The following is a 20,678-nucleotide window of genomic DNA, read 5'->3' on the forward strand; positions in this document are numbered from 1 at the left end:
ATCGCCCCGGCCTTTTTCTCATGCTTCTACCTTTTAAATCAAGGTAAAAAGCAATAGTAAGCACTTACACATCAAGATTTGCTACCGCCAGTGCATTGGTCTCGATAAAGTCACGACGCGGCTCCACCTGGTCGCCCATCAGGCAGGTAAACATCTGGTCGGCGCCAATGGCGTCTTCGATGGTGACCTGCAGCATACGGCGGGTGCCCGGATCCATAGTGGTCTCCCACAACTGCTCGGGGTTCATCTCGCCCAAGCCTTTATAACGCTGGATGCTGTAACCGCGACGGGACTCAACCATCAGCCACTCCAGTGCCTCGGTAAAGGCTTTAACCTCTTTGCGACGCTCGCCACGCTGAATATAACCGCCCTCTTCGATCAGGCCATCCAGCTTCTCACCGAGCGCCACAATAGAGGCATACTCGCCGGAGAGGAAGAAGTCGCGGGAGAAGACGAAATCCGTGGGCACACCGTGCGCGGTAATACGGATTACCGGCAGGGAGACATGGCGTTCCGGATCCTGGGTAATAAACGCCTCGTAGCGATGGCTACCGGAGGAGTTCAGGGTCAGGCGCGCCAGCACCTCATCCAGCCAGGTTTGCAGCTGCGCCTCATCACTGAGCACCTCTTCCTTCAGGCTGGTGGAGTAGATCAACTGCTCCAGAACCTCAGGCGGATACAGACGAGACAAGCGATCGATGGTCGCCATCACACGGCGGTATTCGGACACCAGTGCTTCCAGAGCTTCGCCACCAATACCCGGCGCATCAGCGTTAACGTGCAGGGAAGAACCTTCCAGCGCCGCCTGGGTCAGGAACCGGGTGAGGGCTTCATCGTCCTTCAGGTACTGCTCCTGCTTACCCTTGGCAATTTTGTAGAGTGGCGGCTGGGCAATAAAGATGTGACCACGCTCGATCAGTTCACGCATCTGGCGGAAGAAGAAGGTCAGCAGCAGAGTGCGGATGTGGGAGCCATCCACGTCAGCATCGGTCATGATGATAATGCTGTGATAACGCAGCTTGTCCGGGTTGAACTCCTGGTTACCGATACCGCAACCGAGGGCGGTAATCAGGGTGCCCACTTCAGCACTGGAGAGCATCTTGTCGAAACGGGCTTTCTCCACGTTCAGGATTTTACCTTTCAGCGGCAGAATCGCCTGGGTACGACGGTCCCGGCCCTGCTTGGCGGAACCACCGGCGGAGTCACCCTCCACCAGGTAGATTTCAGACAGTGCAGGATCTTTTTCCTGGCAGTCCGCCAGCTTGCCCGGCAAGCCGGCAATATCCAGGGCGCCTTTACGGCGGGTCATTTCACGGGCCTTACGGGCCGCTTCACGGGCCCTGGCGGCCTCGATCATCTTACCCACCACAGCCTTGGCTTCGGCGGGGTTCTCTAGCAGGTAATCGGCAAAGGCGGTGCCCATCTCCTGTTCTACCGCGCTTTTCACTTCGGAGGAGACCAGCTTGTCCTTGGTCTGGGAGGAGAACTTGGGATCCGGTACCTTCACGGAAATAATGGCAGTCAGACCCTCACGGGCGTCGTCGCCAGTGGTGTTGACCTTATCCTTCTTGCCCACTCCCTCTTTCTCAATGTAGTTATTGAGGCAGCGGGTCAGCGCGGCACGGAAGCCGGCCAGGTGAGTACCACCATCACGCTGGGGAATGTTGTTGGTGTAGCAGAAGATGTTTTCCTGGAAACTGTCGTTCCACTGCAGTGCCACTTCAACGCCCACACCATCCTCTTCACGCTGGGTGGTGAAGTGCATAACCTGGTTGATCGGGGTTTTGTTCTGGTTAATGTGCTCCACAAAGGCTCTCAGGCCACCTTCGTACTGGTACACCTCTTCCTTACCACTGCGCTCGTCTTTCAGTACGATGCGAACGCCGGAGTTCAGGAAGGAGAGCTCACGCAAACGCTTGGCAAGATGTTCGAAATGGAACTCGATGTTGCTGAAAGTATCGCCTGAGGGATGGAAGTGAACCTCAGTACCGGTATTGGTGGTCTCACCCACCACAGCCAGGGGCGCATCGGGTACACCGTGGCGATAGACCTGCTCAAACACCTTGCCGCCACGACGGATGGTGAGCTTCAGCAATTTGGACAGGGCATTCACCACAGACACACCCACACCGTGCAGACCGCCGGAAACCTTATAGGTGTTGTCGTCGAACTTACCGCCAGCGTGGAGCACGGTCATGATCACTTCCGCGGCGGATACACCCTCTTCCTCATGGATTTCGGTAGGGATACCGCGACCGTTATCGGAGACCGAGACCGATTCGTCGGGGTGAATAACCACCTTGATCTCTGAACAGTGGCCGGCCAGGGCTTCGTCGATGGAGTTATCAACGATCTCAAACACCATGTGGTGCAGGCCGGTACCGTCATCGGTATCGCCGATATACATCCCGGGGCGCTTACGAACAGCATCCAGCCCTTTCAGTACCTTAATACTGGATGAGTCGTAAGTGTTTTGCTCTGACATAATCCACTCCGCAATTTAGCGTATTTGCTTTTATTCTTCCGGCAGCGGTCGAGGCTGGCCGGGCTCGTAGCGAGCCACTTGCACCCCGCCGTGTTCCACGTGAAACAACTTGTAATTCAAACTGCTGTAATCCGGCCAGGCTTCTACCAACGCCGGCAACTCTACACCGGTGACGAACACCTGACTGCCCATCTCCTGCAGCCATCCAGCCAGCACAGCCCGGAAATCAACATCCAATTCAGCCGGCATATCGTCTATCAGGTAGATACAGCGCCGTCCGGTGAGCTGCCGAAAGATCATCCCTTGCGCTATCAGCAGTGCGCTGACCACGATCTTTTGCTGGCCACGAGACAGCAGATCTACCGCCGTCAGCTTGCCAACCTGAACCCGGATATCGGCACGATGAGGCCCTTGTCGGGTATACCCCAACTCCATATCCCTATCCAGGGTTTCGGTCAGCAGCTCCTCGAAGCTTTGCTCACTATCCCAACCCCGGTAGTAACGCAGACTGGTTTTGGCCACCTCACCGGGAAATCCCTCGATGAGCTCCCCAAAACAACCCTGCAAACGCTCAAAAGCCTGTGCCCTGCAGCGGTCCAGCACAGCGGCACACAGGGCCAATTCCCTATCCCAGGGCTGCAGGTATAAGCGGTCAATTTTATCACGTCTGAGCAGACTATTGCGGTGTTTCAGACACTTTTCGTAGCTCCTCCAGGCTGGATAGAATTCAGGTTCCACGTGAAACACCAACCAATCCAGAAACTGTCGTCTAACCTCAGGCCCGCCCTCCAGCAACCCGAAGGAGTGCCCGTTCATTACCCTTACAGGCAGGGTTTCCGCCAGCTCTGCCGCTGACCGACAGACACTGCCCGCCTTCTTGATCAGCACCTGCCCACTGCGGTCTCGCTGCACACCCAGGGAGACTGGTGCCTGCAGCTGCTCATCCAGTACTTGACCATGCAGGGTGTAGGACTGCGCGTCGTGATTGATAACGGTTTTGTATTTACGCGAACGGAAGGAGCGCCCCATGGACAGGGTGCTGATGGCCTCCAGGATAGAGGTTTTACCACTGCCGTTAGGGCCGAAGAAGATATTGAGCTGCGGTGACAGCTCAATATCCAGGGACTTGATATTACGAAAGTCGTGCGCCAGCAGGCGACGCAGGGTCATGCAGACACCCCATCAGAGGCGCATGGGCATAACAACGTAGAGAGAATCCCCACCCTCAGGCTCTTCGATCAGAGCACTGCTGTTGGAGTCAGACAGGGTCATTTTGATGTTTTCGCTGCTCAGCACCGAGGTAACATCCTGCAGGTAACTGACGTTGAAGCCGATCTCCAGGGTATCGCCGCTGTAATCCACGGCCACCTGCTCTTCAGCCTCTTCCTGTTCAGGGTTGTTGGCAACGATGGTGAGCTGGCCATCGTCCAGCTGCAGGCGCACACCGCGGTACTTCTCGTTGGAGAGAATGGCTGTACGACCAAAGGCCTGACGCAGCTCATTACGATCACCAAACACCAACTTGTCACCGCCCCGCGGCAGCACCCGCTCATAATCCGGGAATTTCCCATCCACCAGCTTGGAGGTAAAGGTATAGGCGTCGGTGGAAACACGGATATGGCTGGCTCCCAGCACCACCTCAACACTGCCCTGGCCGTCCAGCAGGCGGGAAAGCTCCACCACACCTTTGCGCGGCAGGATGGCCTGAATCGCATCGTCAACAGCAACACTGACAGGACGGGTACACATCGCCAAACGGTGACCGTCGGTGGCCACTGCACGCAACTGACCTTCGCGAACTTCCCACAACATGCCGTTGAGGTAGTAGCGTACATCCTGCTGCGCCATAGCAAAGGCGGTACGATCAATCAGGCGTTTCACATCCTGCTGTTCGCACTGGAACTGCATATCACCACTGCCCTGCTCCACATTGGGGAAGTCATTGGCTGGCAGTGTGGAAAGGGTGAAACGGCTACGTCCCGACTTCAGGACAACCTTCTGGTTTTCTTCGGAAAAGTCGAGAACCGCATCATCCGGCAGCGAACGGCAGATATCCACCAGCTTGCGCGCCGGCACTGTCAGCTCACCGGACTCCCCGGCTTCCGGCAATTGCAGGCGGGCCACAATCTCCACCTCCAGGTCCGTGCCGGTCAGCGACAGCCGATCCCCTTCCAGTACAATCAGCACGTTGGCCAGCACAGGCAATGTCTGGCGGCGCTCAACCACACCGGCGACCAACTGCAGGGGCTTGAGTAAAGCTTCACGAGATACACTGAATTTCATGGGTCTCTTCATCTTCCTAATTGGGATGTTGTTATTGTCTCACTCCGTGAGGGATATCAGGAGGTCAGCGATCGCTGCAGATTCTTCCAATCCTCGCGCATATCCGCATCCTGCTCCCGCAGCTCCTTGATCTTGCGACAGGCGTGCAACACGGTGGTGTGGTCACGCCCGCCAAATGCATCGCCGATCTCCGGCAAGCTGTGGTTGGTCAGCTCCTTGGCCAGCGACATGGCCACCTGGCGGGGTCTGGCCACAGAGCGACTGCGACGCTTGGAGAGGATATCACTGACTTTGATCTTGTAGTATTCCGCCACCACCCGCTGGATATTATCCACACTCACCTGCTTGTCCTGCAGGGCCAGCAGATCCTTGAGCGCCTCGCGCACCAGCGGTACATCGATATCACGACCGGTAAAGTGGGCGTTGGCGATCACCCGCTTCAGCGCCCCTTCCAGCTCCCGCACATTGGAGCGAATCCGCTGGGCAATAAAGAAAGCAGCGTCGTTGGGCAGCCACATATTGGCCTGCTCAGCTTTCTTCATCAGGATTGCCACCCGCGTCTCCAGCTCCGGCGGCTCAATGGCAACCGTCAGGCCCCAGCCGAAGCGACTTTTGAGACGCTCTTCCAGACCGTTAATCTCTTTCGGATAACGGTCACAGGTGAGGATAATCTGCTGCCCGCCTTCGAGCAGGGCATTAAAGGTGTGGAAAAACTCCTCCTGAGAGCGCTCCTTACCAGAGAAAAACTGGATATCGTCGATCAGCAGTGCGTCTACCGAGCGGTAATAACGCTTGAAGTCGTTGATGGCGTTGAGCTGCAGCGCCTTGACCATGTCAGCCACGAAGCGCTCGGAGTGCAGGTAGACCACCTTGGCATTGGGATTCTTCTCTACCAGGGCATTACCCACAGCGTGCATCAAGTGGGTTTTACCCAGGCCCACACCACCGTAGATAAACAGCGGGTTGTAGGCTCCACCCGGGTTCTCCGCCACCTGACGTGCCGCCGCCAGACCCAGCTGGTTCGACTTACCCTCTACAAAGCTTTTGAAGGTGAAACTTTCGTTCAGGTAATTGCGGTGCTTGAGGCCGCCCTCCACCTCAATGGCAGTGGCTCGCTCCCCGGTATTGGAGCTGGTAATGAGACCGGCGGATTCCACGCCGGCAGAAGCCCCGTAACCGGTGCCCAGGGCCGGGCGTGAATCCAATGTCAGGATATCGCTGCCACCGGAACCACGCCCGTATTCGTCATTGGCATCCGGCAACAGCTCGTCAGCGGAAAAAGGCTGCTGCTGCACCAGGGGTTCGGAAGGGCCGCGCTCCGGAATCGATACCGTGCGCGGCGCCGGGCGCCGGCGCATACGACCCGGCGCTGTCGCCAGGCCACCGCTCACCGCCAGCTCGATCTGGAAGCCCAGCTGGGCGCCGGCCTCACTGGCCAGCTCCTGGATACGTGCCAGAAACTTGTCATTGACCCAATCCAGTACAAAACGGTTGGGCGCCAGCAGTTTCAGGTATTGCCCCTGTGACTGCTCGTCCACCTTTAAAGGACGAATCCATGTATTGAATTGCTGTATCGGCAGTTCATTTTGTAAAGCGTCTGCGCACTTTTTCCAGATAATTTCCGGCAAAACGACCCCACCGACAGTCTCTGTCCCAGCGACCATCAAAACCCCGAAGAAGGAAAGGTAAGCGTTGTGAATGAATCAGATATTGTACGCGCAGCCTTGTATGTTATCCACAAAAAAATCCACATCTCAAAAGGTTATAAAAAATAAGGTTTTATTTTTCAAAGAGTTAAAAACAAAAATGGCGCAAAAAGCAGTATTCACAAAATGAAAACAAGAACTATTCTCACGCTTTTCTGTGGATAAACCTGTGCATATCCTATTGGTATGCTGGGTGCTAACTGGGGGTTCCATGAATAGCTGAAAAACCGGGCGAAAGGCGATCAAAAGTTCATCAAGGCATTGCTTTTTAAAGGTTGATTATTTAGAATTCGCGCCTCTTTTTCGAGCAAGTTTTGCTTACGGGCTTTGTCCGGATAAGCAAGGTCCGAACAAGCACGCATCACAAAGACAGACAGACTCTATTGGCAGGTAAGTCTCATGAAAAGAACATTTCAGCCCAGCGTACTGAAGCGCAAGCGCACCCACGGTTTCCGTGCCCGTATGGCCACCAAAAATGGTCGTAAGGTTCTGGCCCGTCGTCGCTCCAAAGGCCGCGCATCTCTGGCCGCGTAATCAAAAGGATCACTCCTTTTGATTTCCCCTATATAAAGAAGGAAGACTTTCGCTCCTCCTTCTTTATATAGTCGCGTCTGCAATTTCAGTTTTACACCGCAGACCCCCACCGATCACCCAGCTAGAGACTCTGGCGTGTCGAGCAACTCCTTCTCCAAACATCATCGATTGCTCAATGCCGGCGACTTTCAGGCTGTCTTCAACGACGCCCCCTATCGCGCCTCACACCCCAATCTGTTGATACTGGCCCGCCCGGGACAGGGGGATCATGCGCGCCTGGGACTGGTGATCGCCAAGAAGCATATCCGCAAAGCCGTGCAGCGCAATCGCATCAAGCGCCTGGTGCGCGAGTATGTGCGCCTGCACCAGGCGCAACTGGGGAGCATCGACGCCGTCTTCCTGGCCCGCCGCGGTCTCGACGAGCTGGAAAATGACGAGCTGCAGCGCCTGCTGCACAAACAGTGGTCGAGGGTAGCCAAAAAGGCCGCCCAGGCTCACAATGCAGAGCCGGCACCCTGAGGGCTCCACCATGAAGCGCATTGCTATCGGTCTGATCCACGTCTACCGCTACCTGGCCAGCCCCTGGGTTGGCAACCAATGCCGCTTTTACCCCACCTGCTCTCACTACGCGGAAGAGGCCATCAATCATCACGGCCTTGGCAAAGGAAGCTTCCTTACGGTCAAACGCCTGCTAAAATGCCACCCTTGGCATCCGGGGGGGATAGATTTCGTGCCAGGCACCGTGCCGGAAAGCCCTCAGCAGGAACAACACATTCACCCATCAGAAACGGCAGTAAAATAAATGGACTGGCAACGTATCATCCTTATTGGAGGCATTGCGGTTGTTTCCGTGTTCCTCATGAACGAGTGGGGGGATTTTCAGCAGCGCAACCAGCCGCAGATCTCCCAGGAAACCACCATCTCCTCGCTTCCGGACGCCGTCGCACAAAACATCGAAGCCCCGGTGGCTGAACCCGCCGCCATCGACAGCGACATCCCCGCTCCGGTAACCAGCGACGACAGTAGCGCACCGGCCACAGTAGCTGCGGCCCCCCACGCGCAACTGATTCGCGTCACCACCGACACACTGGAGCTGTTGATCGATACCCACGGTGGCGACATCGTCAAGGTAGCGCTGCTGGACCAACTCGCCAGCCTGGATTCCGACGAGCCGCTGATCCTGCTCAACCGTACCCAGTCCACCACCTATGTAGCCCGCAGTGGCCTGGTGGGCCAGAACGGTACCGATACCAGCACCGGCCGTCCGGTATTTGCCGCAGCCGCCACTGAGTACAAGTTGGCAGACAGCGCAGACACCCTCAATGTGGACCTGACCCTGCAGCAGGGTGACGTCACCATCACCAAGCGCTATACCCTGACCCGCGGCGATCACCTGGTAAACCTCAGCTACCTGATTGATAACCAGAGCTCTGCCCCTTGGCAGGCAAGCCTGTTCGGCCAGATCAAGCGTGACAGCCACAACCCGGTGAAAGTGGATGGCTTTGGTATGCAACCCTACCTTGGCGGCGCCCTCACCACCCCGGATGAGAAGTACAAGAAACTGGATTTCGGCGACCTGGCTGATGAAGACATGGTGCGCAGCGGCGGTTACAAGAGCAGCATTCAGGGCGGCTGGGTTGCCATGGTGCAGCACTACTTCCTCAGCGCCTGGGTTCCGGACCAGACCCTGGACAACCAGTTCAGCCTGCGCAAAGGCAAGGGTGATATCTACCTGATGGGCTTCACCAGCCCGCAGCAGGTGGTGGCCCCGGGTACCCAGGGTACCCTGACCGCCGCCTTCTACGCCGGCCCGAAAGATGTGAAACGCCTGGAGGAGATCGCCCCCTACCTGGACCTGACCGTGGATTACGGCTGGCTCTGGTGGATCGCCAAACCGCTCTTCTCCTTCCTGCAGTTTATCCACGGCATTCTGGGTAGCTGGGGCTGGTCAATTATTGCCCTGACAGTAATTATCAAGGCAGCATTCTTCCACCTGAGCGCCACCAGCTACCGCTCCATGGCAAAAATGCGCAAGTTCGGACCCGAGATGCAGCGCCTGAAAGAGCTGTATGGCGAGGACCGCCAGCGCATGTCCCAGGAGATGATGAAGCTCTACAAGAAAGAGAAGATCAACCCTCTTTCAGGCTGTCTGCCCATCCTGGTACAGATGCCGGTGTTTATCTCCCTCTACTGGGTACTGATGGAAAGCGTGGCCCTGCGCCACACCCCATTCCTGGGCTGGATTCACGACCTGTCGGTGAAGGATCCCTGGTTTATCCTGCCGCTGTTGATGGGTGCCACCATGTGGATCCAGCAGCGTCTCAACCCGACGCCTCCGGACCCGACCCAGGCGCGCATCATGCAGATGATGCCCATCGTATTTACCTTTATGTTCCTGTGGTTCCCGGCAGGTCTGGTACTTTACTGGGTAGTGAACAACACCCTGTCGATCGCCCAGCAGTACGTTATCAACCGCGGCATCGACAACGCGGAAGCGGCCAAGGCCAAGTAACACCGCTTCCACGGCGAAACAAAAAAAGGCGCATGGCTGAAAACCATGCGCCTTTTTTGTTTAACTGGGTGCAGAGGGGGTTACATCAAAATCCCGGCGCCGCGTCAGGATCGTGTTTTTCCTGCAGCGAAGCGTCCTGTAGCAACGCGTCCTGAAACCTTAAAGCGAAGCGCCCTGCCCCACTCACTTGCCGATACAGAAACTGGAAAAAATCCGCCCCAACAGCTCATCCGGCGTAAACGACCCGGTAATCTCACCCAGCGCGTTCTGCGCCTGGCGCAGGTCCTCCGCCAACAATTCCCCGGCTCCCAGGGTCTGCAGCTGCACCTCGCCCGCCTGCAGGAATGCCTCTGCCCGGGCGAGCGCTTCCAGGTGACGACGACGGGCGGTAAAGCCCCCTTCCGTGGTGCCGGTGAACCCCATACAGGCTTTCAGGTGCTCACGCAGCTGGTCAACACCATCGCCGGACTTGGCGGACAGCCGCACCAGTGGGTGCTCCGCGCCCTCTTTCAGGCCGGCGCTATCCCCCACCAGATCGCATTTGTTTAACACCAGTGTGACATGGGAAGTGTCCGCCAACTCAGCCACAAACTCCGGCCAGATTTCGGCAGCACTGGTAGCGGTGGTGGTAGTGGCGTCCACCACCATCAGGATGCGATCGGCACGGCGGATCTCCGCCCACGCCCGTTCGATACCGATCTGCTCCACCTCGTCCGGGCTGTCGCGCAGGCCGGCGGTATCGATGATATGCAGTGGCATACCATCGATGTGGATATGCTCACGCAGCACATCCCGGGTGGTGCCTTCAATATGGGTGACAATGGCGCTGTCGCGGCCGGAGAGGGCATTCAGCAGGCTCGATTTGCCGGCGTTGGGCCGACCGGCAATCACCACCTGCATCCCCTCCCGGATCAGCGCCCCCTGGCGAGCCTCCCGCTGCACCCGCTGCAATTGCCGCTGCAGGGCTGCCAAATCACCGGAAACCTTACCGTCAGCGAGAAAATCGATCTCTTCCTCGGGGAAGTCGATGGCCGCTTCCACATACATGCGCAGGTGGATCAGCCCTTCCACCAACTGCTCCACCTCCCGGGAGAAGACCCCCTGCAGGGAGTTGAGCGCATTGCGCGCCGCCTGCTGGGAGGAGGCATCGATAAGGTCGGCAATGGCTTCAGCCTGTGCCAGGTCCAGCTTGTCATTAAGGAAGGCACGCTCGGAGAACTCCCCTGGTCGCGCCAACCGCGCCCCCAGTTGCATCACACGCTCCAGCAGCCAATCCAGCACCACCGGCCCGCCATGTCCCTGCAGCTCCAGCACATCCTCGCCGGTGAAGGAGTGGGGACCCGGGAAGTACAGCGCCAATCCACTGTCGATGGCATCCCCCCCGGCATCGTTGAACGGGCCGTAGTGGGCATGGCGGGGCTGCAGCTCGCGGCCGGTCACTTCACGGGCAATCCCGGCCGCCGCCGGCCCGGATACCCGGATAATGCCCACCCCACCCTTGCCCGGTGCGGTGGCAATGGCGGCGATGGTATCGGCATGGAAAGCGGCGCTGGTGGGTGCAGTCATGAAGGGTAATCCGGCATTAAATGAGGTAAACAGCGGCGATTATACGGCCACATGCACCACAAGGCTTCTCCCGACTCCAGCAGCAGCCCGCACCGGCAAAAAGCGGTTATTCACCGATAGACACAGCAGTTACATATGTTATCCACAATTACTCACAGCTTTATCCCCTAAACTCATGAAAAATATCGAAATTTTAGAGACCAATTTCACATTGTGGACAACCCTGGCGGTAAATCCGGGAAAAGCCGGGCATGAAATTGGGGATAAGTCGGGTTTTCACCTCCCCTGTGCATAAGGGCCCTTTCCACCACCAGCTTGCCAGCAGCTTATGGGCAGGATTACAGGCCCTGAATACCACGGTTATACTTCACGCAACCTGTTGTATTAAATAGGGTTTATTCAGTTACCCACAAAAATTACCGGCACCATATATAACAACAAACACAATCTCTCTATCTTTCATATATATCTATTTATTTATTCATTAAGTTATTTTTCTTGTTTGAAGAAAATTATTCGCTGAAATTTTGTACAACTCCCAATGCCGGCCCTATAATGTGCGCCCTTTTGAATTAGCCCCCTGTTTCTTCTCTCCGAGATCTGACTATGGATTACCCCAAAGCCTATGACGTGATTGTGATTGGCGGCGGCCATGCCGGCACCGAAGCCTGCCTGGCGGCAGCCCGTATGGGTTGCAAGACCCTGCTGCTCACACACAACATTGAGACCCTTGGTCAGATGAGCTGTAACCCGGCAATCGGGGGGATTGGCAAAAGTCACCTGGTGAAAGAGATCGATGCGCTGGGTGGTGCCATGGCCCTGGCCACCGACAAGGGTGGTATCCAGTTCCGGGTACTGAATGCCCGCAAGGGACCAGCCGTACGTGCCACCCGTGCCCAGGCCGATCGCGTGCTCTACAAGGCCGCTATCCGTGACACCCTGGAAAACCAGCCCAACCTGGATATCTTCCAGCAGGCGGCTGATGACCTGATCGTGGAAGGTGACTCCGTACGCGGTGTGGTAACCCAGATGGGTGTGCGCTTCTTTGCCCCCGCGGTGGTGCTGACCGTGGGGACCTTTCTCGGCGGCAAGATCCACATTGGCTTGCAGAACCACTCCGGTGGTCGCGCCGGTGACCCGCCCTCTATCGCGCTGGCCCACCGTTTGCGGGAGCTGCCCCTGCGGGTGGATCGGCTGAAGACCGGCACCCCGCCCCGCATTGACGCCCGCTCGGTCAACTTTGAAGGGCTGGAGCAGCAGTTTGGCGATACACCGGAGCCGGTGATGTCGTTTATGGGCAAGTTGGCCGATCATCCGCGGCAGGTGTGCTGTTGGGTGACCCACACCAATGAGCGTACCCACGAAATTATCCGTGGCGGGCTGGATCGCTCGCCCATGTACACTGGTGTGATTGACGGTATTGGTCCGCGCTACTGCCCGTCGGTGGAGGACAAGATTCACCGCTTTGCCGACAAGTCCTCCCACCAGGTGTTTATCGAGCCGGAAGGGCTGACCACCCATGAGCTCTACCCCAACGGTATCTCCACCAGCCTGCCCTTCGATGTGCAGCTGGAACTGGTGCACTCCATCAAGGGCTTTGAGAACGCCCATATCACCCGCCCGGGCTACGCCATCGAATACGACTTTTTCGATCCCCGCGACCTGAACTACAACCTGGAGAACAAGTGCATCAGCGGCCTGTTCTTCGCCGGCCAGATCAACGGCACCACCGGCTACGAAGAGGCCGGCGCCCAGGGCCTGCTGGCCGGTGCCAACGCCGCGCTGCGCGCCAAAGGTCAGGAGAGCTGGTGCCCCCGCCGCGATGAGGCCTACCTCGGTGTGCTGGTGGATGACCTGATCACCATGGGCACCCGCGAGCCCTACCGCATGTTCACCAGTCGCGCCGAATACCGCCTGCTGCTGCGGGAAGACAATGCCGACCTGCGCCTGACCGAGCAGGGCCGCCAGCTGGGCCTGGTGGAGGATGCGCGCTGGGCGGCTTTCTGCGACAAGCGCGAAGCCATTGCCCGCGAAGAGCAGCGCCTGCGCGACACCTGGATCCAGGCTGGCAGCGACGCGGCGAAAAACCTGGAATCCAAACTGCCGGCGCCACTGGCGCGGGAGTACAGCCTGATGGATCTGCTCAAGCGTCCCGAGCTGGGCTACACCGACGTCGCCTCCCTCAAGGGCGAGGCGCTGGAGAATGAGCAGGTGTGGGAGCAGGTGGAGATCTCTGCCAAATACGCCGGTTACATCGATCGCCAGCAACAGGACATCGAGCGCCTGCGGCAGCACGAGAACACCCGCATCCCCGCCGACTTTGACTACCACGTGGTGGATGGCCTCTCCAACGAGGTGCGCCAGAAGCTGATGGATGCCCGCCCCGAGACCCTGGCCCGCGCGTCCCGTATCCAGGGGGTAACCCCGGCGGCAGTATCGCTGCTGCTGATCTACCTGAAAAAACAGGGGCTGTTGCGCAAGCAGGCGGTGGCCGAACAGTGACCGACCCGAAACTGCAGCAGCGCCTGCGCGATGGCGCCGCCGCCATGGGCGTGGCGCTGACGGATACCCAGGTGGAACAGCTGCTGGCCTACCTGTCCCTGTTTCACAAGTGGAATAAAACCTACAACCTGTCCGCCATCCGCGACCTTGACTCTCAGCTGGATCGCCACCTGCTGGACAGCCTCAGCGTCGTGCCCTACATCGACGCCGACCGCATCATCGATGTGGGCACCGGTGGTGGCTTGCCGGGCATGGTGCTGGCCATTGTGTTTCCGCAGCGCCACTTCACCCTGCTGGACTCCGCCGGCAAGAAGACCCGTTTCCTGTTCCAGGTGAAAACCCAGCTGGGGCTCGACAATGTGCAGGTGGAGAACCGCCGGGTGGAGAGCTTCCAGCCTTCGCAGCCCTTTGACGCGGTGATCAGCCGCGCCTTTGCCAGCCTGGAAGACATGACCAACGGCTGCCGGCACCTGCTGCGGGAAGGCGGTGTTTTCTACGCCATGAAGGGGATCTACCCCACGGATGAGTTGAGCGCGGTTGCAAAACACTATAATGTTTCCGCTTCTTACCCCCTGCAGGTTCCCCGCGAAGAAGGTGAGCGCCACTTACTGGTGCTTGAACCCCTGTCCGGCGCGGTGGCATAGTTTTCCTGAATACCTGCCTGAACACCTGTGCAACCAACACGGCTGCTGACTGTAACGGGATACTGACTTGATCAAGAAATTAGCCATTGCCAATCAGAAAGGCGGGGTGGGCAAGACCACGACCTGTGTCAATCTGGCCGCGTCACTGGTTGCCACCAAAAAGCGTGTGCTGCTGGTGGACCTGGATCCGCAGGGCAATGCCACCATGGGCTCCGGTATCGACAAGAACAACGTCGACCTGTCCGTCTACGAAGTGCTGGTCGGAGCCTGCAAGGCCGGCGATGCGCTGGTGGAGTCCCCCTCCGGCCACTTTCAGGTGTTGCCTGCCAATGGCGACCTGACAGCCGCGGAAGTGGAGATGCTGTCACTGCCCAACAAGGAGCGTCGGCTGGAAGTGGCCCTGGCCGAACTGCAGGACCAGTTCGACTACGTGCTGGTGGACTGCCCGCCGTCGCTCAACATGCTCACCGTTAACGCCCTGGTGGCCTGCGACGGTGTGGTAATTCCCATGCAGTGCGAATACTACGCACTGGAGGGGCTTTCCGCCCTGATTGGCACCATCAACCAGATTCAGGCGGTGCTCAACCCCCGGCTGGAGATCGAAGGCCTGCTGCGTACCATGTACGACCCGCGTAACAGTCTCACCACCGATGTCTCGGCACAGCTGACAGAACATTTTGGCGATCGCCTTTACCGCACCTGTGTACCGCGCAACGTGCGCTTGGCGGAGGCCCCCAGTTTTGGCCAGCCGGCACTGGTGTATGACCGCCAGTCCAAGGGGGCGCTGGCCTACCTGGCGCTGGCCGGTGAGATACTGCGCCGCTCCGAGGCGGATACCCGGGGTCTGGTGGAGGCGTAACTGCCCGCCCGATACCTGCACAGAACAACAACGACAGAGCTTCACGGATTTATCATGGCTGCAAAACGAAAAGGACTGGGGCGCGGGCTTGATGCCCTGTTGGGGGGAGCGACCGGCAAAGAGGCCAGCACCGCCATTGCCGAAGTGGCGGTCGAGAGCAGCAGCACAGATGGCAAGCTGATGAAGCTGCCGGTGGAGCTGATCCAGCGCGGCAAGTACCAGCCGCGCCGCGACATGCATCCCGAAGCCCTGGAAGAACTCTCCGAATCCATCAAGGCCCAGGGCGTTATGCAGCCCATCGTGGTGCGCCCCATCGATAGCGAGCGCTACGAGATTATTGCCGGTGAGCGCCGCTGGCGTGCCACCCAGCTGGCGGGCCTGGATACCATCCCCTGCGTTGTGCGTGATGTGCCGGATGAAGCCGCCATCGCCATGGCCCTGATCGAGAACATCCAGCGCGAAGACCTCAACCCCATGGAAGAGGCGATGGCGCTGAAACGCCTGCAGGACGAGTTCGAGCTGACCCACCAGCAGGTGGCGGAGGCGGTGGGCAAGTCCCGCACCACAGTGACCAACCTGCTGCGACTTCTGGCCCTGACCGATGACGTGAAGACCATGCTGGAGCATGGTGACCTGGAGATGGGCCACGCCCGTGCCCTGCTCTCCCTGGATGCCGCCGAGCAGCGCGAGATCGCCCGCCAGGTGGTGGCCAAAGGACTGTCTGTGCGCCAGACCGAAGCCGCGGTGCGCAAACTGCAGCAGGAGCAGCCGGAGGTGGCCGCCAGCAGTGCTGCGGCCAGCGCCGACGTCAAACAACTGGAAGAGTCCCTGTCAGAGAAAGTGGGTGTGCCGGTGAGCATCACCTACAACGCCAAGGGCAAGGGCAAGCTGGTGCTCAACTACAACAGTCTCGACGAGCTGGACGGCATTCTTTCCCATCTCGGTTACAACCACTAGTGCCTGTTAGACCTTAGTAGCACTACATGCGGTATATGGGTGTAAAGCACCGGATTCCGCGGTCAGATGGCCCCTAATTCGGTTGATTGCCGGGGGGCTAAACCCTATAATTCGCGACGCCCAATTTACAGGCCCAATGTGCCAGATTGGTGCGATAAAGGTGCAGAGCGAGCGAATAATCCGGAATTAGCAGGTTACCCGGAACTATGACCGGACTAACCGGCTGACATGAAAAGACCTCCTGTATACCGTATAGCCATCTACCAGCTGTTGGGGTTGTTGTTGCTGTCGGCGGGCTTGAGCCTGATGGATGTAATCCGGGCGCAGGCGCTGATCACGGGTGGGCTGATCGCGATCATTCCTCACCTCTACTTCACCTTTCTCGCCTACCGTTACATGGGGGCCCGGGCTGCGCCGCAAATTGCGCAGTCGTTCAAGCGAGCCGAAACCGGCAAGTTTGTTCTGACCATAACCGGATTTGCTACCGTGTTTGCGGTTTTGCCGGCAGCTCAGCAGCAACCGGGCTGGCTGTTTGGTGGTTACCTGGCCATGCTGTTGGTGCAGGTAATACTGGTAGCGCGCGCCGTCAGGTGACGGCAGCAAACCGCTGACAAACTGAAACGACAGAAATTTTAAAACCAGCCTCTGGCCCCGACAGGCGTGCAGAGTTTGCTTTTAAAATTTTTTTAAACTTTTAAAGGTGCTTGAGAAACTATGGCAAGCGAAGGACAAACCTCGACTCAGTATATCCAACACCACTTGCAGAACCTGACCTACGGCAAGCTGCCTGCCGGTTATGTTCGCACTGATGCCGAAGGGCATGAGCACGTGTTGGAACAGGCCACCTGGACCATGGCGCACACCTCCCAGGAGGCGAAAGACATGGGCTTTATGGCCATTCACCTGGATACCATGGGCTGGTCCATCGGACTGGGCCTGCTGTTCTCTTTCCTCTTTTTCCGCGCAGCCAAAAAAGCGACCGTTGGTGTACCCAAGGGTTTCCAGAGCGGCGTTGAGCTGATCGTTGACTTCGTCAACAACACCGTCAGCGATATTTTCCATCACAAGAATCGCCTGATCGCGCCGATGGGTCTCACCATCTTCTGCTGGGTGTTCCTGATGAACCTGATGGACCTGATCCCTGTGGACTGGCTGCCATCTGCTGCCATGGCAGTGACTGGTGACCCGCACTTCTTCTTCAAGGTTGTACCCACCACCGACCCGAATGCGACCCTGGGTATGGCGGTAGCGGTATTCCTGCTGATGATCTTCTTCTCGGTGAAAGAGAAAGGCGTGCTCGGCTTTATCAAGGAGCTGACCTGTCACCCCTTCTTCGCACCGAAGAAATTCTGGTACTTCAACATTGTGCTGATCCCTATCAACACAATCCTGGAAACTGTTGCCCTGATCGCCAAGCCTATCTCCCTGGGCCTGCGACTGTTCGGAAACATGTACGCCGGTGAAATGATCTTTATCCTGATTGCCCTGCTGTTCAGCGTGAACATGCTGCTGGGTGTAGTGGGTGGTGTACTGCAATGGGGCTGGGCTGTGTTCCACATCCTGGTGATTTCCCTGCAGGCCTTTATCTTCATGGTTCTGACCACGGTTTATATGGCCATGGCGCACGACAACCATGACGAGCAACACTGAAACGATTTTCAACCTTAACCTTAACTTTTCATTTATCTAAATCTAGGAGATATACAAATGGCACAAGCTCTGGTTTTCATCGCAGCAGCTCTTCTGATCGGTCTGGGTGCTCTGGGTACCGCAATCGGCTTTGGTACTCTGGGTGGCAAACTGCTGGAAGGTTCTGCCCGTCAGCCTGAACAAGGTCCTGCTCTGCAAGGCAAAATGTTCCTGATGGCTGGTCTGCTCGACGCCGTACCTATGATCGGTGTTGGTATCGGCATGTACCTGATCTTCGCTGTTGCTCCAGGTATTGCTGGTTAATCACACCGCCTTTGCTAGAAGACTATTAACTCAACTTAGCAAGAGGTGTCGGTGTGAATATCAACCTGACTCTAATCGGCCAAACCCTGACATTCTTCGTCTTCATCTGGTTCTGCATGAAGTTTGTCTGGCCGGCGCTCATCTCCATCATGGAAGAGCGTGAAAAGAAAATCGCCGACGGTCTGGAAGCGGCTGATCGCGCTGACAAGGATCTCGAACTGGCCCAGAAAAAGGCCACCGAGAAACTGCACGCTGCGAAACAGGAAGCTGCTGCCATTATTGAGCAAGCTAACAAGCGCGCCAGCCAGATCGTTGAAGAAGCTAAAGGTCAGGCCGTTGCCGAAGGCAATCGTCTGAAGGCTGCTGCTGAAGCGCAGATCGAGCAGGAAGTTAACCGTGCCAAAGAAGAATTGCGTGGCAAGGTAGCTGCTCTGGCGCTCGCCGGTGCTGAAAAAGTACTGGGTGCGAACATCGATGCAAACGCGAACAGCGAACTGGTAAACCAGTTAGCCGCCGAACTGTAAGCGAGGTATCTCATGGCCGAGCTTACAACTTTAGCAAGACCCTACGCCAAGGCCGCATTCGAGTTCGCTCGTGCGGCCGACGCGTTGCAACAGTGGTCTGAAATGTTAACTCTCGCTGCGGCTGTTGCGCAGCAGGACGCCATTGTTAAAGCCATGGGCTCACCAGCCCTGACTGCCCAGCAGAAGTCCGACGCATTCGTAAACGTGTGCGGCGACCAGCTGAATGAGCAGGCAGCCAATCTGGTGCGTATCCTGGCTGACAACAAGCGTCTTAACCTGTTGCCCGAAGTTCAGCAGCTGTTTGAAGCCTTTAAGGCGCAACTGCAGAAGAAAGTCGACGTACAGGTAACTACCGCGTTTGAGTTATCCGGCGAACTGCAAGATAAATTGGCGAAGGCACTGAGTGCCAAGCTGGACCGTGAAGTGAGCTTGTCTGCCGAGGTAGACCAGTCTCTGTTGGGTGGGGCCCTGATCAAAGCCGGGGACCTGGTAATCGACGGTTCGGTGCGTGGCCGCTTGGCCAAGCTCGCCGAAGCTATGAACTCCTGAGCCGGTTAACCACCGGGAGGAATTGAGGAACAGAGCATGCAGCAACTGAATCCTTCTGAAATCAGTGACATTATCAAGCAGCGCATCGAGGGTCTCGATGTCTCTGCCAAAGCCCAGAATGAGGGCACCGTCGTTTCCGTAACTGACGGTATTATTCGTATTCACGGTCTGGAAGACGTGATGTACGGTGAAATGATCGAGTTTGAAGGTGGTGTCTACGGTCTGGCACTGAACCTTGAGCGCGACAGCGTTGGTGCGGTAATCCTGGGCGACTATAAAGGTGTGGCGGAAGGCCAGACCTGTAAGTGCACCGGCCGCATCCTCGAAGTTCCAGTTGGCGATGAGCTGCTGGGCCGCGTTGTTGACGCCCTGGGTAACCCTATCGATGGTAAAGGTCCTATTGGCAATACCAAGACCGACGCGATTGAAAAGATCGCTCCCGGTGTAATTGCCCGTAAGTCCGTTGACGAGCCGGTTCAGTTTGGTCTGAAAGCGGTTGACGCCATGGTGCCAGTAGGTCGCGGTCAGCGTGAGCTGATCATTGGTGACCGCCAGACTGGTAAGACTGCCATTGCGGTTGACGCCATCATTAACCAGAAAAGCTCCGGCATTAAGTGTATCTACGTAGCGGTTGGCCAGAAGGCCTCCTCCATCGCTGCCGTAGTGCGCAAGCTGGAAGAGCACGGCGCCATGGCCCACACCATCGTGGTTGCGGCGACTGCTTCTGACCCTGCAGCCATGCAGTTCCTGGCTCCTTTTGCCGGTACTACCATGGGTGAATACTTCCGTGACCGTGGTCAGGACGCCCTGATCGTGCACGACGACCTGACCAAGCAGGCCTGGGCTTACCGCCAGATCTCCCTGCTGCTGCGTCGTCCTCCAGGTCGTGAAGCTTACCCTGGTGACGTATTCTACCTGCACTCACGTCTGCTGGAGCGCGCTTCCCGCGTTAATGCCGACTACGTTGAGAAGTTCACCAACGGTGAAGTGAAAGGCAAGACCGGTTCTCTGACCGCCCTGCCAATCATTGAGACCCAGGCTGGCGACGTATCCGCGTTCGTACCAACCAACGTGATCTCCATTACCGACGGTCAGATCTTCCTGGAAACTGACATGTTCAACGCGGGTATCCGTCCTGCAATGAACGCCGGTATCTCCGTATCCCGTGTGGGTGGTGCTGCGCAGACCAAGGTCATCAAGAAGCTGTCCGGTGGTATTCGTACCGCTCTGGCTCAGTACCGCGAACTGGCGGCATTCTCCCAGTTTGCATCTGACCTGGATGAGGCCACCAAAGCTCAGCTGAACCACGGTGAGCGCGTAACCGAGCTGATGAAGCAGAAGCAGTATGCCCCTCTGAGCACCGCTGAGATGGGTGTGGTTCTGTACGCAGCTAACGAAGGTTACCTGAAAGACATCGAAGTGGCCAAAATCGGTGCTTTTGAATCCGCCCTGCTCTCTTACATGAACAGCGAGCACGCTGATCTGATGAGCAAGGTCAATGAATCCGGTAACTACAATGATGAAATTGAGTCCGGTTTCAAAGCGGCCCTGGAGAAATTCAAGTCTACCCAGACTTGGTAAGCAGCTTTGATAAGCGTCGCGGC

Annotated in this window: 19 protein-coding genes; 14 read left to right on the forward strand and 5 right to left on the reverse strand. The window is 57.4% G+C overall.

Annotated elements, in window-relative coordinates:
- Positions 1 to 64 precede the first annotated feature (64 nt).
- From gyrB to dnaA, 4 genes are read right to left on the reverse strand one after another with little or no spacing between them, the layout of a single operon-like run.
- Complete coding sequence (gene gyrB, locus GSF27_RS10395) at positions 65 to 2,485, reverse strand: DNA topoisomerase (ATP-hydrolyzing) subunit B (RefSeq protein WP_160968629.1); 2,421 nt, start codon at positions 2,483 to 2,485, stop codon at positions 65 to 67.
- Between the two features lie 30 nt (positions 2,486 to 2,515).
- A complete protein-coding gene (gene recF / locus GSF27_RS10400) occupies positions 2,516 to 3,655 on the reverse strand; it encodes a DNA replication/repair protein RecF (protein WP_160968631.1) in 1,140 nt (379 codons plus the stop codon).
- Between the two features lie 12 nt (positions 3,656 to 3,667).
- Entirely contained in the window at positions 3,668 to 4,768 is a 1,101-nt protein-coding gene (dnaN, locus tag GSF27_RS10405) for a DNA polymerase III subunit beta (protein WP_160968633.1), read from the reverse strand.
- Positions 4,769 to 4,824: 56 nt separating this feature from the next.
- Complete coding sequence (dnaA, locus tag GSF27_RS10410) at positions 4,825 to 6,432, reverse strand: chromosomal replication initiator protein DnaA (RefSeq protein ID WP_202410380.1); 1,608 nt, start codon at positions 6,430 to 6,432, stop codon at positions 4,825 to 4,827.
- A gap of 441 nt (positions 6,433 to 6,873) precedes the next feature.
- Here dnaA and rpmH point away from each other — a divergent pair, with 441 nt between their 5' ends.
- From rpmH to yidC, 4 genes are all read left to right on the forward strand, one after another.
- Positions 6,874 to 7,008, forward strand: coding sequence for a 50S ribosomal protein L34 (rpmH, locus tag GSF27_RS10415; protein WP_160968637.1), 135 nt, complete (start codon positions 6,874 to 6,876; stop codon positions 7,006 to 7,008).
- A 135-nt stretch (positions 7,009 to 7,143) separates the two neighbouring features.
- Positions 7,144 to 7,527: a ribonuclease P protein component gene (gene rnpA, locus GSF27_RS10420; protein WP_160968639.1), complete on the forward strand. Its 384-nt coding sequence runs from the start codon at positions 7,144 to 7,146 to the stop codon at positions 7,525 to 7,527.
- 10 nt (positions 7,528 to 7,537) lie between these two features.
- Positions 7,538 to 7,810, forward strand: coding sequence for a membrane protein insertion efficiency factor YidD (gene yidD / locus GSF27_RS10425; RefSeq protein WP_237457476.1), 273 nt, complete (start codon positions 7,538 to 7,540; stop codon positions 7,808 to 7,810).
- Positions 7,811 to 9,520: a membrane protein insertase YidC gene (gene yidC, locus GSF27_RS10430; RefSeq protein ID WP_160968643.1), complete on the forward strand. Its 1,710-nt coding sequence runs from the start codon at positions 7,811 to 7,813 to the stop codon at positions 9,518 to 9,520. It begins immediately after the preceding gene.
- Positions 9,521 to 9,703: 183 nt separating this feature from the next.
- On the opposite strand, the gene mnmE is transcribed toward yidC, so the two are convergent.
- Positions 9,704 to 11,086 carry a tRNA uridine-5-carboxymethylaminomethyl(34) synthesis GTPase MnmE gene (gene mnmE / locus GSF27_RS10435; RefSeq protein ID WP_160968645.1) on the reverse strand — a complete coding sequence of 461 codons (1,383 nt, stop codon included), beginning with the start codon at positions 11,084 to 11,086 and terminating at the stop codon, positions 9,704 to 9,706.
- Between the two features lie 606 nt (positions 11,087 to 11,692).
- Here mnmE and mnmG point away from each other — a divergent pair.
- The 10 genes from mnmG to atpA all read left to right on the forward strand — a co-directional run bounded on the left by mnmG (position 11,693) and on the right by atpA (position 20,655).
- A complete protein-coding gene (mnmG, locus tag GSF27_RS10440; RefSeq protein WP_160968647.1) occupies positions 11,693 to 13,588 on the forward strand; it encodes a tRNA uridine-5-carboxymethylaminomethyl(34) synthesis enzyme MnmG in 1,896 nt (631 codons plus the stop codon).
- A 44-nt stretch (positions 13,589 to 13,632) separates the two neighbouring features.
- Positions 13,633 to 14,232 (forward strand): 16S rRNA (guanine(527)-N(7))-methyltransferase RsmG, encoded by a 600-nt coding sequence (rsmG, locus tag GSF27_RS10445; RefSeq protein ID WP_202410401.1) that lies wholly within the window; start codon positions 13,633 to 13,635, stop codon positions 14,230 to 14,232.
- A gap of 67 nt (positions 14,233 to 14,299) precedes the next feature.
- Positions 14,300 to 15,091, forward strand: a complete 792-nt coding sequence (locus tag GSF27_RS10450; protein WP_160968651.1) for a ParA family protein — start codon at positions 14,300 to 14,302, stop codon at positions 15,089 to 15,091.
- A gap of 54 nt (positions 15,092 to 15,145) precedes the next feature.
- Positions 15,146 to 16,048, forward strand: coding sequence for a ParB/RepB/Spo0J family partition protein (locus GSF27_RS10455; protein ID WP_160968653.1), 903 nt, complete (start codon positions 15,146 to 15,148; stop codon positions 16,046 to 16,048).
- Between the two features lie 228 nt (positions 16,049 to 16,276).
- On the forward strand, positions 16,277 to 16,642 hold the full coding sequence (locus GSF27_RS10460) for an ATP synthase subunit I (RefSeq protein WP_160968655.1): 366 nt from the start codon (positions 16,277 to 16,279) through the stop codon (positions 16,640 to 16,642).
- A gap of 120 nt (positions 16,643 to 16,762) precedes the next feature.
- The gene (gene atpB, locus GSF27_RS10465; RefSeq protein ID WP_160968657.1) at positions 16,763 to 17,698 is read left to right on the forward strand and encodes a F0F1 ATP synthase subunit A; all 936 of its coding nucleotides are present in this window, start codon (positions 16,763 to 16,765) and stop codon (positions 17,696 to 17,698) included.
- A gap of 57 nt (positions 17,699 to 17,755) precedes the next feature.
- The gene (gene atpE / locus GSF27_RS10470) at positions 17,756 to 18,001 is read left to right on the forward strand and encodes a F0F1 ATP synthase subunit C (protein ID WP_160968659.1); all 246 of its coding nucleotides are present in this window, start codon (positions 17,756 to 17,758) and stop codon (positions 17,999 to 18,001) included.
- A 53-nt stretch (positions 18,002 to 18,054) separates the two neighbouring features.
- Positions 18,055 to 18,525, forward strand: coding sequence for a F0F1 ATP synthase subunit B (locus GSF27_RS10475; protein ID WP_160968661.1), 471 nt, complete (start codon positions 18,055 to 18,057; stop codon positions 18,523 to 18,525).
- Positions 18,526 to 18,537: 12 nt separating this feature from the next.
- Positions 18,538 to 19,074: a F0F1 ATP synthase subunit delta gene (locus GSF27_RS10480; protein ID WP_160968663.1), complete on the forward strand. Its 537-nt coding sequence runs from the start codon at positions 18,538 to 18,540 to the stop codon at positions 19,072 to 19,074.
- 36 nt (positions 19,075 to 19,110) lie between these two features.
- A complete protein-coding gene (atpA, locus tag GSF27_RS10485; protein WP_160968665.1) occupies positions 19,111 to 20,655 on the forward strand; it encodes a F0F1 ATP synthase subunit alpha in 1,545 nt (514 codons plus the stop codon).
- Positions 20,656 to 20,678: the final 23 nt, after the last annotated feature.

Source organism: Pseudomaricurvus sp. HS19 (assembly GCF_009857815.1).
Classification (GTDB): Bacteria; Pseudomonadota; Gammaproteobacteria; order Pseudomonadales; family Cellvibrionaceae; genus Pseudomaricurvus.

Coding starts and splice junctions, on each gene's coding strand:
- recF (WP_160968631.1), bottom strand. CDS start 3,655: ATGACCCTGCGTCGCCTGCTGGCGCACGACTTTCGTAATATCAAGTCC.
- dnaN (WP_160968633.1), bottom strand. CDS start 4,768: ATGAAATTCAGTGTATCTCGTGAAGCTTTACTCAAGCCCCTGCAGTTG.
- GSF27_RS10460 (WP_160968655.1), top strand. CDS start 16,277: ATGAAAAGACCTCCTGTATACCGTATAGCCATCTACCAGCTGTTGGGG.
- mnmG (WP_160968647.1), top strand. CDS start 11,693: ATGGATTACCCCAAAGCCTATGACGTGATTGTGATTGGCGGCGGCCAT.
- atpB (WP_160968657.1), top strand. CDS start 16,763: ATGGCAAGCGAAGGACAAACCTCGACTCAGTATATCCAACACCACTTG.
- dnaA (WP_202410380.1), bottom strand. CDS start 6,432: ATGGTCGCTGGGACAGAGACTGTCGGTGGGGTCGTTTTGCCGGAAATT.
- atpA (WP_160968665.1), top strand. CDS start 19,111: ATGCAGCAACTGAATCCTTCTGAAATCAGTGACATTATCAAGCAGCGC.
- yidC (WP_160968643.1), top strand. CDS start 7,811: ATGGACTGGCAACGTATCATCCTTATTGGAGGCATTGCGGTTGTTTCC.
- atpE (WP_160968659.1), top strand. CDS start 17,756: ATGGCACAAGCTCTGGTTTTCATCGCAGCAGCTCTTCTGATCGGTCTG.
- rpmH (WP_160968637.1), top strand. CDS start 6,874: ATGAAAAGAACATTTCAGCCCAGCGTACTGAAGCGCAAGCGCACCCAC.
- GSF27_RS10455 (WP_160968653.1), top strand. CDS start 15,146: ATGGCTGCAAAACGAAAAGGACTGGGGCGCGGGCTTGATGCCCTGTTG.
- GSF27_RS10480 (WP_160968663.1), top strand. CDS start 18,538: ATGGCCGAGCTTACAACTTTAGCAAGACCCTACGCCAAGGCCGCATTC.
- rsmG (WP_202410401.1), top strand. CDS start 13,633: ATGGGCGTGGCGCTGACGGATACCCAGGTGGAACAGCTGCTGGCCTAC.
- yidD (WP_237457476.1), top strand. CDS start 7,538: ATGAAGCGCATTGCTATCGGTCTGATCCACGTCTACCGCTACCTGGCC.
- mnmE (WP_160968645.1), bottom strand. CDS start 11,086: ATGACTGCACCCACCAGCGCCGCTTTCCATGCCGATACCATCGCCGCC.
- gyrB (WP_160968629.1), bottom strand. CDS start 2,485: ATGTCAGAGCAAAACACTTACGACTCATCCAGTATTAAGGTACTGAAA.